General features: G+C 68.5%; 14 protein-coding genes. 5 read left to right on the top strand and 9 right to left on the bottom strand.

All coding sequences use genetic code 11. The features are described from left to right. Positions 1-7: 7 nt before the first annotated feature. From QRM89_RS15535 to QRM89_RS15525, 3 genes are all read left to right on the top strand, one after another. Positions 8-571, top strand: a complete 564-nt coding sequence (locus tag QRM89_RS15535; RefSeq protein WP_285448418.1) for a Sua5/YciO/YrdC/YwlC family protein — start codon at positions 8-10, stop codon at positions 569-571. 122 nt (positions 572-693) lie between these two features. Further along, positions 694-1431, top strand: a complete 738-nt coding sequence (locus tag QRM89_RS15530; RefSeq protein ID WP_259173896.1) for a DUF4124 domain-containing protein — start codon at positions 694-696, stop codon at positions 1429-1431. Continuing rightward, positions 1428-2072 carry a DUF4124 domain-containing protein gene (locus tag QRM89_RS15525; RefSeq protein WP_115576348.1) on the top strand — a complete coding sequence of 215 codons (645 nt, stop codon included), beginning with the start codon at positions 1428-1430 and terminating at the stop codon, positions 2070-2072. The genes QRM89_RS15530 and QRM89_RS15525 overlap by 4 nt, the downstream gene beginning before the upstream one ends. 27 nt (positions 2073-2099) lie before the next feature. Here the strand turns inward: QRM89_RS15525 and QRM89_RS15520 are convergent, their stop codons facing one another. After that, positions 2100-3458, bottom strand: a complete 1359-nt coding sequence (locus QRM89_RS15520; RefSeq protein WP_285448417.1) for a diguanylate cyclase — start codon at positions 3456-3458, stop codon at positions 2100-2102. A gap of 50 nt (positions 3459-3508) precedes the next feature. Next, complete coding sequence (locus QRM89_RS15515) at positions 3509-4285, bottom strand: SDR family oxidoreductase (RefSeq protein WP_040941929.1); 777 nt, start codon at positions 4283-4285, stop codon at positions 3509-3511. 104 nt (positions 4286-4389) lie between these two features. Between QRM89_RS15515 and QRM89_RS15510 the strand changes: the two genes are divergently transcribed. Continuing rightward, positions 4390-4605 carry a hypothetical protein gene (locus tag QRM89_RS15510; protein ID WP_285448416.1) on the top strand — a complete coding sequence of 72 codons (216 nt, stop codon included), beginning with the start codon at positions 4390-4392 and terminating at the stop codon, positions 4603-4605. A 69-nt stretch (positions 4606-4674) separates the two neighbouring features. On the opposite strand, the gene sppA is transcribed toward QRM89_RS15510, so the two are convergent. The 4 genes from sppA to QRM89_RS15490 all read right to left on the bottom strand — a co-directional run bounded on the left by sppA (position 4675) and on the right by QRM89_RS15490 (position 10061). Next, the gene (gene sppA, locus QRM89_RS15505; RefSeq protein WP_285448415.1) at positions 4675-6576 is read right to left on the bottom strand and encodes a signal peptide peptidase SppA; all 1902 of its coding nucleotides are present in this window, start codon (positions 6574-6576) and stop codon (positions 4675-4677) included. An 84-nt stretch (positions 6577-6660) separates the two neighbouring features. After that, complete coding sequence (locus QRM89_RS15500; protein WP_285448414.1) at positions 6661-8037, bottom strand: MATE family efflux transporter; 1377 nt, start codon at positions 8035-8037, stop codon at positions 6661-6663. Between the two features lie 376 nt (positions 8038-8413). Further along, complete coding sequence (locus QRM89_RS15495; protein ID WP_161960452.1) at positions 8414-9016, bottom strand: DUF3106 domain-containing protein; 603 nt, start codon at positions 9014-9016, stop codon at positions 8414-8416. Continuing rightward, positions 9003-10061, bottom strand: coding sequence for a hypothetical protein (locus QRM89_RS15490; protein ID WP_285448413.1), 1059 nt, complete (start codon positions 10059-10061; stop codon positions 9003-9005). The genes QRM89_RS15495 and QRM89_RS15490 overlap by 14 nt, the downstream gene beginning before the upstream one ends. 459 nt (positions 10062-10520) lie before the next feature. Here QRM89_RS15490 and QRM89_RS15485 point away from each other — a divergent pair, with 459 nt between their 5' ends. Further along, the gene (locus QRM89_RS15485; protein WP_285448412.1) at positions 10521-12743 is read left to right on the top strand and encodes a primosomal protein N'; all 2223 of its coding nucleotides are present in this window, start codon (positions 10521-10523) and stop codon (positions 12741-12743) included. 404 nt (positions 12744-13147) lie between these two features. On the opposite strand, the gene QRM89_RS15480 is transcribed toward QRM89_RS15485, so the two are convergent. The 3 genes from QRM89_RS15480 to QRM89_RS15470 are packed head-to-tail and all read right to left on the bottom strand — an operon-like array spanning position 13148 to position 15140. Next, a complete protein-coding gene (locus QRM89_RS15480) occupies positions 13148-13810 on the bottom strand; it encodes a glutathione S-transferase (protein ID WP_285448411.1) in 663 nt (220 codons plus the stop codon). Next, entirely contained in the window at positions 13807-14634 is an 828-nt protein-coding gene (locus QRM89_RS15475) for an NYN domain-containing protein (RefSeq protein WP_285448410.1), read from the bottom strand. Before QRM89_RS15475 ends, QRM89_RS15480 begins: the two co-directional genes overlap by 4 nt. Continuing rightward, positions 14631-15140: a hypothetical protein gene (locus tag QRM89_RS15470; protein ID WP_285448409.1), complete on the bottom strand. Its 510-nt coding sequence runs from the start codon at positions 15138-15140 to the stop codon at positions 14631-14633. Before QRM89_RS15470 ends, QRM89_RS15475 begins: the two co-directional genes overlap by 4 nt. Between the last annotated feature and the right edge of the window lie 30 nt (positions 15141-15170).

Here is a 15170-nt window from a genome sequence, read left to right as displayed (position 1 = left end):
TCAGCGCATGCCGCACGCACCGGATCTTGACGCTGCCGTTGCCACTCTCGCCCGCGGGGGCGTCATCGCCTATCCCACCGAAGCGGTGTGGGGGCTGGGCTGCGATCCGCGACAGGAGGCCGCCGTGCTGCGCCTGCTGGAGATCAAGCACCGACCGGTGGACAAGGGCGTGATCGTGGTCGCGTCCGGGCTGGACGTGTTGCAGGACTGGATCGATGTTGCCGCACTCGGCAGCGAACAGCTGACCGCGGTGCTGGCGCAATGGCCCGGCCCGCATACCTGGATCTTGCCGGTGACCGCGCAGGCGCCGCGCTGGGTCACCGGCGATCACGACGGCCTGGCCGTGCGCATTAGTGCCCATCCGGTGGTTGCGGCCCTGTGCAAGGCCTGGAGCGCGCCGCTGGTGTCCACTAGCGCCAACCTGGCCGGTGAGCCGCCCGCACGCAGTCGTGCAGCGCTGGACCCGGCACTGCTGGCCCGCATCGACGGCGTGCTGGACGGCGAGGTCGGCGGTCTGGCGCAGCCCACCCCGATCCGCGACGCCCGCACCGGGCAGATCCTGCGCGACTGACGCTGGCGTCGAAACACCGCACCGGTCGCTGCACGCAACCGCCGCGTGGGCGAGCGGTTACGCGTTCAGCGCGGGGCCTGCCGCCTCTTTGCCACAGCCCATAACGCGCGCACACTGCGTGCATGCGCCTGATCCCGACCTTCCTGCTGCTGGCCGCCACGCTCACCGCGCAGGCCGCGCCTGCCACCGCCACCAAGCCCGATCCGAACGTGCGGATCTACCGTTGCGTCAGTAGCGCCGGCACGGTGGCGCTGCAGGATGCGCCGTGCAGCAGCGGCCGCCAGCAGGTGCTGGATCTGCAGCGCCCGCAAGACCCGCCACCGCAGCCGCCACGGGCCGCGCCGGTTGCCGCAACGGTTGCGCCGCCGCGTGAAGTGCGCATCGTCACCGTGCAGCCGCCGCAGCCGATGTACGAGTGCGTGACCGAGGAAGGCACCCGCTATACCAGCGACAGCCCGGAGGGCAATCCGCGCTGGGTGCCGACCTGGGGCCCGGCCTACGTGTCGGGTGATCCGTACCGCCGGCCGCCGGGCATCCGCACGCCGGGGCCACGGCCAGCCGGTGCCAGCGGTGCGATCCAGGCCGGCGGTGATGGCGGGTACCGGGGTGGGCGCGGCGGCTATGGTGGCGGCGGCTACGGTAATGGCTACGGCGGCACGGTGATCGTGCCCTACGGCAATGTGCAGATCCGCGACGAATGCCACGCCCTGCCCGAGCAGGAAGTTTGTGCACGGTTGGCCGACCGCAGGTGGGAGCTGATCCGTCGCTACAACAGCGCCCTACAGAGCGAGCGCGTGGACCTGACCCGTGAGCAGCGCGGCATCGATGCGCGCCTGCAGCGCGACTGCGGCGGCGTATGAGCCGCTGGGGCTGGGTGATGCTGGTGCTGGCGTCCACCGCCAGCGCGCAGGAAGTGGCGATCTACCGCTGCACCGATGCGCAAGGCGCGCTGACGGTGCAGAACATGCCTTGCCCGAAGGGCGTGCAGCAGCAGAAGAAACTGATGACCGCGCCCGCCGCCATGCCATTGCCGTCCAGTGCAGCGGCGCCGGTGTCGGCCCGTTCGGCGCCTGCGCGCGCGGCCACGCAAGCGCCACCTGCAGCAGCGCCCGCACCGCCAGCGCCGGCCGCTGTGCCGACGGCCACCACCGCCACCTCGTCACTGCCACCGCCGCCGCTGTTCGAATGCACCGCGCACGACAATGGCCGCTACTTCACCGAAGACAGCGAGCCGGCCACGCGCTGCCTGCCGATGCAGGTCACCAACCTGGCCGGCGGCCCCGCGCAGGGCGGCGGCAGCGCTTGCGAGGTGGTCACCGACCGCTGCGCGCCGGTGCCGGACCAAAGTCTGTGCGCGGCGTGGCGGCAACGCGCCGAGCAAGCCGAAGCCGCGTGGCGCTTCTCCGACGAAGCCCAATCGGCCGCACGCAAGCAACGCTACGATCAGGCGCGGCGGGTGATGGACGAGAGCCGCTGCGCCGGCACGCCCGCAACGCCCTGAGCCACGCAGACACCAGCCGGCAGGTGTCTAGGCCGGCGCCAGTGCTACCCGATTCCGGCCCTGATTCTTGGCCTGGTACAGCGCGCGATCGGCGCGCGCCATCACCGCCTCGCGCACTTGAGCATCCTGCACCTGGCACTCCTGCGGCTGCAGCGCCGTGACTCCGATGCTCAAGGTGATGCGCGCGCACGGGCTACCCGCATGGCTGATCGGCATGGCAGCAAGTCGCTCCTGCAGCCGCCGCGCAACCTCCGCCGCGCCGGGCAGATCGGTATCGGGCAGCAGCAGTGCGAATTCCTCACCGCCATAGCGGGCCACCACGTCCTCGCCGCGCGTGACCACGCTGCTTAGCGCGGCGGCGATGTCCCGCAGGCACTGGTCGCCCTGCGGGTGGCCGTAGCGGTCGTTGTATTGCTTGAAGTAATCAACATCCAGCATCAGCACCGACGCGCCGCGCGTGCCGTCGCGCACTGCCGGCAGCAGTCGCTCGAAGGCGCGATCGAAGCCGCGCCGGTTGGCCAGCCCGGTCAGATGATCGTTGCGCGCGGCACCGAGCAATTGCGCATTGGCCTGCTCCAGCTGACGGTTGGCCTCGGCCAGCGCCTCGGTGGTTTTGGTCAGCCGCCACTGCACGCGCAGGTGCTCGCTGATGTCGGTCAACGCGGTGGTCAGCGCAATCAGCCGGCCCTCCAGATCGCGCACGCCGCGCACCCGCACGTGGTAGCTGCGGTCCTGCCAGTCGAACACCTGGTCGGGCACGTCGTGCCCGGCAGCGAGCGTGGCGAATGCGTCAGCCTGATCGGCCGCCGCTTGCGGAAACACCTCGGCCACGCGCATGCCGATCATCTCCTGCACGCTGCGCCCGGCGATGCCTGCCATCGCCTCGTTCACCGCCAGATAGCACCCGGCACGGTCGATCAGACATAACGCCACCGGCGCGGCGGCATACAACGCTTCCAGCTGGAACAGACGCTGATTGGTGGCGCTGTGATCGGGGCCGCCAGCAATCGGCGTGACGTCGCGGTCGATGCCGCGATAACCGCGCAGCGCGCCCTGGGCATCGAACAGCGGAATTCCGCTGGTTTCCAGCATCACGGTGCGGCCATCGGCACGCACGTTGCGGTTGAGCAGGCCCTGGAACGGGCGACGCGCTGCCACGATTTCGGCAAACGCCACGCCCACGCGCGCCGCTTCGGCCGGCTCCATCAGATCGAACGGCGTGCGCCCCAAAATCTGCTCGGGCGTATAGCCCAGCAACCGCTCGCAGGCGCGCGAGCAGAAGGTGTAGCGCGCCTGCGCATCCACCTCCCAGATCCAGTCGCTGTTGTCGTGCACGATGTCGTGCAGGTGCGCGAGCGGATGCTGCGGCATGTGCGCGTCAGCCACGGCCAGCTCCGGCGTGCACCGAACAGAAGCTGCGAGCCAGCGGCGTTGCGCTAGAACCCATGACGCAGGAAGCCGCCATCCACCGCGATGCATTCACCGGTGATGTAGCTGGCCGCCGGCAGGCACAGGAAACCGACCGCGGCGGCGACTTCTTCCGGCTCGCCGATGCGGCGCATCGGCGTGCGTTCGATCACCTGTTCGTAGTAGTCCGGATCGGACAACGGGCCGGAGGTGCGCCGGGTACGGATGTACCACGGCGCCACCGCGTTGACGCGGATGCCGTCTTCGGCCCATTCCACCGCCAGGTTGCGCGTCATCTGCTGCAGCGCCGCCTTGGTCATGCCATACGGCGCGCCGCTGCGCACATGCGTGATCCCCGACACGCTGCCCACGTTGACGATCGCCGAGGCGGCGTGCCGGGTCAGCAATGGATGCGCATAGCGCGAGAGTTCGAACGCGGAAAACACGTTGGTTTCGAAGATGCCACGCCATTCGTCTTCGGTGTAGTCGATGGCCGCGCGGGTGATGTTGCCGCCGGCATTGTTGATCAGCAGGTGTAAGCCATCGGCGTGATCTTCGACCCAATCCAGAATCGCGCGGCGCTCCTCGTCGTCGGAAACATCCGCGGCCAGGCCGTGCAGCTCGCGCTCGGGAAACTCTTCGGCCAGCTCGTCGCGGGCCTGCGCCAGCGCATCGGCATCGCGCGCCACCATCAGCAGGTCGGCGCCGAAGCCGAGCAATTCGCGTGCGATGGCCAGGCCAATGCCGGCACTGGCGCCGGTGATCAGGGCGGTCTGTCCATCCAGCCGCCAGCGGTGCGCTGTCACGTGGGGGTGTCCTTTGAATACGCGGGAAACGGGCGGTGCGGTGCGGTTGGCACACGCATACGGCCGGGGCGTAGGATACCGCCACCCCGAGCGAGGTCACGACGATGAAGATCCACTGGGCCGTACTGGCCTGTGCCACGTTGACGTTGGCCGCCTGCCAGCGGCCGCAACCCGCGCCGACCGAGCAGAAACCCGAACCGCAGGCCACCGCCCTGCGTAACCACATCCAGCAGCCGCTGGACAAGGCGCGCGGCGTGCAGGCCGCCACCGATCAGACCGCCGCACAGCAGCGTGCAACGATCGACGCGGCGACGCAGTAACCGCTGAAAACGACAACGCCGGCGCGAAGCCGGCGTTGTCGTGAGTGACTCCCTCGACGGGAGGCGGCATCAGAACCCGCAGAAGCAATACGCCAGCGCCTTGACCGGCGTGCCGCCCGCCTTGCTGTCGTGCACGGCGTCTTCGACGAAGCGCAGCTGGGTGTCCACTTCCGGCAGCGAGCGTGCCAGCAGCGCACGCGCCATGCCCGAGTCACTCAGCATCCACGCGCCCAGGCGGCTGCCCGCAAAGCCGCTCATGAACTGCGAGAACGGCGTGGCGGCCTTTTCCACGTAGCGCACGCGGAACTTGCCCTTGCTCAGCTTGGCGCGCGATGCCGCATCGGCCACCGCTTCCTGCATGCCGCCAAACGCGTCCACCAGACCGTGATCCTTGGCCTGCGCACCACTCCAGACGCGGCCACGGGCAACCTTGTCGATGGCCTCCGCCGACTGGTGCCGCGCCTGCGCCACCTTGCCGGTGAAGTCGGCATAGCCCTTGTTGATCACCGCCTGGATGACCTGGCCGGCAGCCGGGTCCAGCGGGCGGGTGATGTCGAAGGCGCCGGCAAAACGCGTGGTGCCCACGCCATCGGTATGCACGCCGATCTTGTCCAGCGCGCGGGTGAGGTTGGGCACCATGCCGAAGATGCCGATCGAGCCACTGATGGTGGACGGATCTGCATAGATGCGATCGGCATTCATGCTGATCCAATACCCACCGGAGGCGGCCAGGTCGCCCATCGACACCACCACCGGCTTGCCGGCCTGCTTCAGCGCGACCACTTCGCGGCGGATCTGCTCGGAGGCAAACACCTCGCCACCGGGCGAATCCACGCGCAGCACCACCGCCTTGATTTCCTCGTCGTCACGCGCCTGGCGCAGCAACGCGGCAGTGGATTCGCCACCGATGCGGCCTGCCGGCTGCTCGCCGCCACTGATCTCGCCCGCTGCTACCACCACGGCCACCTGCGGGCGGCTGTCCATCGGCGAATGCTGGGCCTGCAACTGGGTGAGATAGCTGCCGAAATCGATGCTGCGGAAGCCGCCATCGGCATCGTTGTCGGCCACGCCGCGTTCGGTCAGCAAGCTGTCGACCTGCTCGCGCGTCTTCAGCCCGTCCACCAGCTTCTGCTGCAGCGCGAACTTGGCCAGATCGCCACCGGCGGCGGTGACGCCTTCCGGCAGCGTATCGATGCCGGCCGCCAGCTGCGCCGGCGACAGCTTGCGTGCGGTGGCCACGTCGGCCAGGTAGCGCTGCCACACATCGTTCATCCAGAACAGGTCCGCTTCCTTGGCGTCGGCGGAGGCCGCATCCAGGATGTACGGCTCGGCGGCAGACTTGTATTCGCCCACGCGGAACAGGTGCACGTCCACGCCCAGCTTGTCCTGCAGACCCTCGCGGAAATACTGCCGGTAGCGCCCCAGACCTTCGAGCAACACGCTGCCCATCGGGTCGAGATAGACCTCGTTGGCCTGCGCGGCCAGCAGGTACTGGCCCTGGCTCATGCTTTCGCTGAAGGCGACGATCTGCTTGCCGGACGCGCGCAGCCCCTGCAACGCCTTGGCCACCTCGCGCTGGGAGGCGAAACCGGACGGCTGCAGCTTGTCCAGGTTCAACAGCACCCGCTCGATCTTGCTGTCCTTGCCGGCGGCCTCGATCACCCGCACCAGGTCACGCAGCTGCACTTCTTCGGCGCTCTTGTCACCGACCGCCTTGGCCAGCGAACGGCTCACCGGATCCGCACTGAACTGCTCCACCAAGGTGCCTTCCGGTGCGATCACCAAGGTGGTGCGCGCAGCCAGCGGTTTGGTGCCATCGCCACGGGCGATCGCCACCACAAACAGCAGCAGCAACAGGAACAGGAAGCCGAAGAACACCAGGTTGAAAATCAGGCGTCGGGTGAAATTCATCACATCCCACAGGCCGACAAAAAACGTGGCGATGGGATTGCGACGCACGGGGTGGTTCATGGAAAACTCCGTCGGAAAGACGCGATGGATCGATCGTTGCGCCCAGCATACCGGCTGCGCGCGGTACAGGGCATGCGCAGGAAGTCAGGGTGCCGCGTCGGCAGTCAGCCGGCGGCTGGTCTGGCGGAAGCGCAAGCCCATCAGGATCGCGGCGGCGGTCAGGCCCAGAATCAGCCCGATCCACATCCCTTGCGGCCCCCAGCCCAGCCCCAGGCCGAGCCCGGCACCGAGCGGCATGCCTAAGCCCCAGTACGAAAACATCGCCAGGAACATCGGCACGCGCGTGTCCTTGAGCCCGCGCAATGCGCCGGCCGACAACACCTGTATGCCGTCGGGAAACTGGAACGTGGCCGCGAACAACAACAGCACCGATGCCAGCGCAGCTACTGCGGCGTCGTTGGTATACACGCCCACGATGGCGTCGTGACCGAGCAACAGGATGCTGGCCGACACCGCCTGCGTGCCCAGCACGATGGCGTAGCCGGCCCAGGCCGCGCGGCGCATGCCCAGCGGATCGCCACGGCCCACCGCGTGGCCGACGCGCACGGTGGTGGCTTCGGCCACGCCCATGGGGATCATGAAACACAGCTGCGAGACGTTGATCGCGATCTGGTGCGCGGCCGCTTCGGTGGAGCCCAGCCGCCCGATCAACAAAGCGGTGACGATGAACAGCCCACCTTCCATCAACACGGTGATACCGATCGGCAAGCCGGTGCGCAACAGCTCGCCAATCGCCCGCCAGCGCGGGCCTTCAAGATGGGTGAACAACTCCAGATGCGCAAAGCGCCGCGAGCGCCACAGATACAGCGCAAAGGCAATCGCCTGCACCCACATGGTGATGGCCGAGGCCATGCCCAACCCCTGCGCACCATGCTCGGCGAAGCCGAACTTGCCGTAGGTCAGCACGTAGCCCAGCGGCGCCAGCACCAGCAGCCCGCCAAAGCCCAGCAGCATGGTCGGCAGCGTCCAGTGCATGCCTTCGCTGAGGTAGCGCATGCAGAAGTAGAACGTCAGCGCCGGCCCACCCCAGCGCACCGCGTGCAGGAAGTCGGTGGCGCCGGGCACGATGTCCCGCGCGATCCCGAACGTAGGCAGCAACGGCGGCACCGCGGTGAGAAAGCCAAACATCAGTGCGCCCAGGCCCAGCGACAGCCACAGCGCCTGGCGGAACAACGGGCCGATCTCGCGTTCGCGCCCGGCACCGAGCAATTGCGACACCGAGGCGGTGAGCGAAATCAATGTGCCGATCGGCACCAGCATCGGCAGCCACAACAACGAGGTACCGATGGTGACCGCGGCCAGCGTGGCGGTGCCGTGGTGGCCGGCGATCACGTTGTCGACAAAACCGATCAGGCCGGTGGAGACATGGCCGAGCACCAACGGCAGCGCGAGCAGGCCAGTGGTACGCACTTCCGCTGCAAAGCGTGGCGTTGCCGACGGGGAGGAGTGAGGGACAGACATTGCAGAACCGATCGCCACGCGGACTACGGCCGTGCCTGGCGGCGCTGGCACCGGGTCGCGTGGGGGCGGCTATCTTACCTGCACTTGCCGTGCGGGCCATGCGTGGCGAGCGTGTCGCTGAGCGGCGCTGTGACGTCTGTCGTCAGGGCTTGGCGTTGCGGGTGACGGTGCGGCGCTGCAACGTGCGCGGAGTGCGTGAGACGCGCGTTTGATCAATCGCGGGAAGGCGCCTGGACCGCGCGCCTCGGAGGCCACTGGCAGCGGAGCCGTACCGGCGGCGGCGGTCGACACACGATGACCCTGCACGCGGGCTGCCTGGCGCCCACGCGCTCCCCGCGCGAGTGCGATTACGGCCGCCACGAGCGGCCCGCTCTAATCAGCGCGCCAACTGACGCTTCAGCCAGGTCGACCGCGTTGCCGCCGACTCGGCTAGCAAGGCATCGCGCAAGGCATCCCGTTCCTGCGGCGGGGTGCGCTGCGCCAGCACCGCCAGTTGCTCCAGCTGGCCGGCATCCAGGCTGCGCAGGACGCCGAGCAGTGCATCGCGCTGGGCGACCGGCACATAACCGATCAGCGGCTGCAGTTGCGGATAGAAGTTGCCCAGCTGCGAGCCCAGGCGCCAGCCATCGCGATGCAGCCGGTCCATGGCGCCAAACTGCGTGCGCAGCGCGCGCTGCTGATCGTCGGGCAAGGCGTGCAGGCGCTCACGCGCTTGCCGCAAGACCACCTTGTCAGTGGCGGTCAGTGCCTTCCAGGCCGCGTAGCGGGCGCGCAGCTCGGTGCGCTGGGCGGGCGTCAGCGCATCCCATCTAGCACGCTGCTGCGCAGCGCTGGGGATGCTCCGGGCCGGCGCGGCGGGCGCTGCCGGGGCAGCCACCGGCCCGGCCGGCGTTTCGTCCAGTGCCGCAGGCAACGACTGCGCCCCTGCGGCACCGGACATGACAGCCAGCCACAGGCCGCACCACTTAGTTTTGGTCATCGACCGTCTCCAGTTCGCTCGACGGACGTTCGGCCGCAGTGGCGTGGGCGCCGGATTCGTCCGGTGGCACCGGGTGCCCGGCGGCGTACCAGGCGTACAGGTCGGCCGAGCGCGCCAGCTCCAGATCCGGGTCGGCAAGCATTGCTTGGTCGCGCGCATCCAGGCCGGGCGCAGCGACGGCATCGGGAAGGTTGGCGGCCGGTAACTCCTCCACCAGCACCGGGGCCGCGTCGGTGACGTGCAGGACGCCCGCGGGCGCCTGCGACACCGGCTCCGGCGGCAAGGCGGGGCGGCGATGCGTCCACCACCACCCGAGCGCCCCGACCAACAGCACCAGCGCCACAAGCGCCAGCGCGATACCGGCATGGCGGCGGTTGATGCGTGGCCACGTCCATTGCCGGCGTGCGGCACCGGCGCGCGGGCGCCGATCGGCGGGCCGTTCGCTGCGCGCGGGAGCCGATGCCGCCGGGCTGGAGGCGCCGTCCTGTAACGGCTGCAACGGCATGCCAGCCAGGGCCGACTCCCGCAGCTGGGTCAGCCGGCTCAATTGGCCGGGGCTCAATTCACGCAATTCCGCCTGGGCGGCCTCGGCCAATGCCCGCCAGGCCTGCGCATCCGGGTTGCCGGCCGCATCGCGGGGGCAGGCACGCGCCAGCGCAGCCTGGTACGCGGCCGTCTCCATGCCCTGCACTTCGCTAGCGTCGGCTTCCTGCAGCCCGCCGACGATGCGCAGCAGCAGCGCCAGGCGGTCAACCGACTGCATCCGGCCCAGGGCGGTGAAAGGTGGCAACCAGGTGCCGGGCATCGGCTCGCGCCGCAGCGGCGGCGCGGCCGCCAGCAGGCTCCAGAAGCGCATTGGCCAGCCTGCCATCGGCCGCCCGGCGGCTTGCCCACTGAAGGCACGCAGCGCGGCGGCCAGGGCCCGCTCGGCGGCGGCGTCATCGCCGCATTGCAACTGCGCCAGCACCAGACCCCGGCGTTCGACACCGCGCAAAAAGGCTGACAGCGCGGCGGGGGTGACGGGGGCGTCGGGGACTACGGTCATGAGAACTCCAGCATCGGCCGGCATGATACCGACGCAAATCATCCCCGCCGATGGCTTGACAGATCCACACACCGTTGCTCCTGCCGTGGCCGCCGCCCACGCACGTTGTGCACAGCGGCAGACATGCCGATACGCCGCCGTCTGTCAACTGTTGGTTTTTCCGTGTTGCATTCTTGTTTCACGCCTAAGTCTTTGATACTTATCTATTTATGGTAGATGGCGAAAAAATGTCCAACGGGTTGCCAAGGCTAGTGAATCCGCCTTCACGGCGTGGAGCACGAGACTAATTCACAGGCTTATCCACAGGCAGTGTGGATAAACCGGTTTCTCCAGCCCTCACATGGGTTTACGTCGGATTTATCACTTCGGTCACAGAAAGCTGCCGCAACTGAACAGGCCGCTCCGGGCTGCGCGGTGTGCTCCGCTGCCGGCACTGGACAGGGTCGTTAGACTGGTCGGATGTCCGCTCCAGTCACCACCTTGCGCGTCGCCCTGCCGGTGCCGCTGCCGCAATTGTTCGATTACCTGCCCCCCCAAGACACCGACGTGGACGGTGCGGACCGGGTTGGCTGCCGGGTGCGCGTGCCGTTTGGGCCGCGCGAGCTGATTGGGGTAGTCGTCGAGCGCGGCCAGCAGCCGTCGGCCGAGGGGCTGCGCGCGGCACTGGACTGGTGCGACGACACACCGCTACTGGTCGATGAGCTGGCCCGTTCGTTGCACTGGCTTGCCCGCTACACCCATGCACCGCTGGGCGAGGCCCAGGCCAGCGCCCTGCCCGGCCCGCTGCGCCGGGGCGAACCATTGGCCGACACCCATGCCTGGGCCTGGCAACTCACCGAGGCCGGCCGCACTGGTGCCGGTAGCCTACGCGCCGGTAGCCGCCCGGCCCTGCTGGCCGCGCTGCTGCTGGCCGGCCCGCTCGCCGAAGAGCCGCTGGAGCAGCAGCTGCCGCAGTGGCGCGAGGCTGCCCGCAACCTGGCCAAGCGTGGCTACGCCGAGCGCGTGGCGGTGGCCGCCGACACGCTGCCGGCGCGCCCGGGGACCGGGCCGCAGCTCAACGACGAACAGCAGGCGGCCACCGACGCCATCCGCGCCGGCAGCGGCTTTGCCACCTATCTGCTCGACGGCGTGACCGGCAGCGGCAAGACCGAGGTCTACCTGCAGGCGATCGCCGATTGCCTGGCCGCCGGCAAGCAGGCGCTGGTGTTGGTGCCGGAAATCGGCCTGACCCCGCAGACGCTGGGCCGCTTCCGCGCGCGCCTGGGCGTGCCGGTGCATGCGCTGCATTCCGGGCTTTCCGATGGCGAGCGCGCGCGGGTGTGGGCCGCGGCCTGGCGTGGCGAAGCCAAGCTGATCGTCGGCACGCGCTCGGCGGTGTTCACGCCGCTGCCCAACGCCGGCCTGATCGTGATCGACGAGGAACACGACGGCAGCTACAAGCAACAGGACGGCATCCGCTACCACGCACGCGACTTCGCCCTGGTGCGTGGCAAGGCGCTGGATGTGCCGGTGATCCTGGGCAGCGCAACGCCGTCGCTGGAAAGCCTGCACAACGCCTACAGCGGCCGCTATCGGCATCTGCGGCTGTCGCGCCGCGCCGGCGATGCGCGGCCGCCGCGCGTGCGCGTGCTCGACGTGCGCAAGCGCCCGCTCAAGGATGGCCTGTCGCCGGAGGTGCTGGCCGGCATCGGCGCCACCCTGGCGCGCGGGGAACAGGTGCTGGTGTTCAAGAACCGGCGCGGCTATGCGCCGGTGCTGCTGTGCCATGACTGTGGCTGGACCGCCGCGTGCCAGCGCTGCAGCACGCCGCTGCACCAGACCCCGATGACCGTGCACGCCGGCGGCCGCCGCCTGCAATGCCACCACTGCGGTGCGCGCCAACCGGCGCCGCTGGCCTGCCCGGCCTGCGCCAGCCTGGCGTTGCAGCCGCAGGGCATCGGCACTGAGCGGCTGGAGGAGCGCCTGGTCGAGGCCTTCCCGGACGCGCCAGTGGTGCGCATCGACCGCAGCACCACCCAGCGCCGCGACGCGCTGGAAACCCAGCTCGCCCGCCTCGGCACCGACGCCGGCATCCTGGTCGGCACCCAGATCCTGGCCAAGGGCCACGACTTGCCCCGGCTGACCATGGTAGTGGTGGTGGGCATCGACGAAGGCCTGTTCTCTGCCGACTTCCGCGCCGCCGAAAAACTGGCCCAGCAGCTGATCCAGGTTGCCGGCCGCGCCGGCCGCGCCGACCGCCCCGGCGAAGTGTGGTTGCAGACCCATCACCCCGAGCATCCGTTGCTGCAGACCCTGGTCAACGGCGGCTACCACGCGTTTGCCGATGCCGAACTGCAGCAGCGCGAAGCGGCCGGCTTCCCGCCCTTCGCGCATCTGGCCTTGTTCCGTGCCGAAGCCAAGGATGTGGCCGCGGCCAATCAGTTCCTGATCGCGGTGCGCGCGCTGGTCGGTGAGCAGACACCAGCCCCCTCGCCGGCCATCGCGCCGGTGGAATGCTACGGGCCGATGCCGGCGCCGATGCCACGCCGCGCCGGTTTCCAGCGCACCCAACTCCTGCTGTCGGCAGCGCAACGCTCAGCGCTGCATCGGGTGCTGGACGCGCAGATGCCCGCCATCCATGCCTTGCCGCAAGCGCGCCGAGTACGCTGGTCGCTGGATGTGGACCCGATCGATCTGTATTGAGGCAGGTGTCGAGGCGGCTGACTGCAAACGAACACGCGCTTGGTAGGAGCGCGCTTGCGCGCGATGAAGCGTTACCGGTAGTGCCCCATCGCGCGCAAGCCCGCTCCTACCAAAGCTGCCGCGACTCCACGTCTCCATGTGTCGCAGCATCCGTGCGTTGCAGGCGCGTGGTCGTTATTGCGTCCATTGTCGAGCCGCCAACCCGAGGCAGACACCCGCCCGGTAGGAGCGCGCTCGCGCGCGATGAAGCTTTCTCGGTAATGCCCCATCGCGCGAAGCGCGCTCCTACCAACGCGGGCGCTACGCATATCCCAATGTGCCGCAGCATTCGGCTCGTATCGACGCATCCGACGGTGCTCGGCCCCTCGCACCTTCAAGGGCTCAAGGTCAGTACGCTTGCTAACTCAAGTCAGCGGCGTCATCACGCCACGCTGGTAAGCCGGCCGCGCACGCAATCTTTGATACCAGGCGTGCAGATGCGGCAACTCGGGCCGTTCGATTGGCATCTCGAACCACGCGTAGATAAAGCTGCCCAACGGAATGTCACCCATCGCGAAATCGTGGCCGGACAGATACGGCTGCTGTGCCAGCGCAGCGTCGGCAACTGCGAGCAGCTCACCGGAGCGTTGAAGCGCTGTGGCAATCCGTGTGGCATCCCGTTCGGCCTGCGGGGTACGCACCACGCCCCAGAATAGATCACGAAACACGCCGGCAAAGGTCGACGTGGTCCAGTCCATCCAGCGGTCGCCCAGCGCGCGGGTGGCCGGTGAGTGCGGGTACAGCGCCGGTGCATAACGCGCCGCCAGATAGCGCACGATCGCGTTGGATTCCCACAGCACCAGTGCGCCATCCTGCAGCGCTGGGACCAGCCCGTTCGGATTCAATGCGCGGTACGCAGGTGTGTCGTTTCCGCCGAATGCGCCGCCCACCTCGATCGAGGTATACGCCACACCCGCCTCTTCAAGGCACCACAGCACCTTGCGGACGTTGCTGGAGTTGCGCCGCCCCCACAACGTGATGCCATCGCCCGCTGGCGTGTGTGCGGTCGCCATGCGTTCGTCGTTCATTTTTCCACCGCCGGCTTCGGCGTACTGCGTGCACCACGCGTCCCGCGTTTGGCCGCGGCCGGCGCGGGGGCCGCAGCAGCAGGGGGTTGTTTGGGGCGATTGCCCTTGGGCGCATCGCGCACCCACAACGCCTGTTCGTCCTGCTTGATCTCGAACAAACCGATCACGCGCACCAGATCGCTGAGCTTGCGGTAGCCGTAGTTGCGCGGATCGAACGAGGCCTGATTGGCCACCTGCTTGCCGACGGCCCCCAGATGCGCCCAACCGTCGTCTTCGCAGGCACTGTCGATCGCGTTGCGCAGCATCTGCACCAGCCGTGTATCGCCGCGCAGCGCGGTGGCATCCTTGCGGCCTGCCGCGGTGTCGCTGGCCGCGGCAGCCTGCTCGCCGAGTGCTTCGACATAGGTGAATTTGGAACACGCATTGACGAACGGCGCGGGCGTTTTCTTCTCGCCAAAGCCATACACCTTCATGCCGTCGGTGAGCAGGCGCATCACCAGCGGGGTGAAATCCGCATCGCTGGAGACAATCGCAAACCCGTCCAGGTTGCGCGCGTACAGCAGATCCATGGCATCGATCACCATCGCCATGTCCGAGGCATTCTTGCCGGAGCTGTAGGCAAATTGCTGGATCGGGCGGATCGCGTATTCGTGCAATGCCGCTTCCCAGCTCTTCAAGTGCGGGCTTTTCCAGTTGCCATATGCGCGGCGCACATTTGCTACGCCGTAGCGCGCCACTTCCGCCAGCACTACATCGATCTTGCCGGCCGGCGCGTTATCGGCATCGATCAGCAGTGCGATGCGTTTATCGGGGTTGTCGATCATGTCTGTTCCTCGAAAGACTCGGCGGATTCGATTTCGGTCTCGCTGTCGCTGTCGCTGTCGGACGCCTGCTCCGCCGGCAGCGTGTACTCGCTACCGTCGTGCATGGTCAGCACGCCCTCGGTCAGGATCTCGCGCTCGGCACCGTCGCTGACCCAGGTCGCACTGACCTTGCCACGCCCGCGGTCGCCAGTGACGGAGAACACGAATTCGTCGCCGCCCGGTGCCGCACCAGTCGCAAGTACATCGACCTTCATCGTGTCGATTTTCCCGATGTGCTGCTGCACCACCGCGTCGTCCTGCAGCGCGGCCTGGGCCTGCTCGGAAAAGATCGACCACCCGGCGACCGCGATCCAGGCGATCACGCCCAGCACCACCACACCGAACGTCATCACACCGCCCAGCACGATCAGCAACGCAACGGTCGCAGGGCTGCGCTGAGAAACGCGCGCAGGCGCAACGGCGGCAGGTGGTGCGAGCGGCGGCAACGGCGGCGGCAAGGTGGACATACGGTGACCAGGTGAGCGAGATGCGACATG

This window comes from Xanthomonas sp. LMC-A-07 (assembly GCF_030208825.1).
In the GTDB taxonomy this organism is placed as follows: domain Bacteria; phylum Pseudomonadota; class Gammaproteobacteria; order Xanthomonadales; family Xanthomonadaceae; genus Xanthomonas; species Xanthomonas campestris.
This window is presented reverse-complemented; position numbering and strand designations above follow the sequence as displayed.

Bases quoted from the DNA above. Each gene is read 5' to 3' on its own strand.
- QRM89_RS15470 (WP_285448409.1), bottom strand. From the start codon at position 15,140: ATGTCCACCTTGCCGCCGCCGTTGCCGCCGCTCGCACCACCTGCCGCC.
- QRM89_RS15475 (WP_285448410.1), bottom strand. From the start codon at position 14,634: ATGATCGACAACCCCGATAAACGCATCGCACTGCTGATCGATGCCGAT.
- QRM89_RS15490 (WP_285448413.1), bottom strand. From the start codon at position 10,061: ATGACCGTAGTCCCCGACGCCCCCGTCACCCCCGCCGCGCTGTCAGCC.
- QRM89_RS15480 (WP_285448411.1), bottom strand. From the start codon at position 13,810: ATGAACGACGAACGCATGGCGACCGCACACACGCCAGCGGGCGATGGC.
- sppA (WP_285448415.1), bottom strand. From the start codon at position 6,576: ATGAACCACCCCGTGCGTCGCAATCCCATCGCCACGTTTTTTGTCGGC.
- QRM89_RS15510 (WP_285448416.1), top strand. From the start codon at position 4,390: ATGAAGATCCACTGGGCCGTACTGGCCTGTGCCACGTTGACGTTGGCC.
- QRM89_RS15495 (WP_161960452.1), bottom strand. From the start codon at position 9,016: ATGACCAAAACTAAGTGGTGCGGCCTGTGGCTGGCTGTCATGTCCGGT.
- QRM89_RS15530 (WP_259173896.1), top strand. From the start codon at position 694: ATGCGCCTGATCCCGACCTTCCTGCTGCTGGCCGCCACGCTCACCGCG.
- QRM89_RS15500 (WP_285448414.1), bottom strand. From the start codon at position 8,037: ATGTCTGTCCCTCACTCCTCCCCGTCGGCAACGCCACGCTTTGCAGCG.
- QRM89_RS15485 (WP_285448412.1), top strand. From the start codon at position 10,521: ATGTCCGCTCCAGTCACCACCTTGCGCGTCGCCCTGCCGGTGCCGCTG.
- QRM89_RS15525 (WP_115576348.1), top strand. From the start codon at position 1,428: ATGAGCCGCTGGGGCTGGGTGATGCTGGTGCTGGCGTCCACCGCCAGC.
- QRM89_RS15535 (WP_285448418.1), top strand. From the start codon at position 8: ATGCCGCACGCACCGGATCTTGACGCTGCCGTTGCCACTCTCGCCCGC.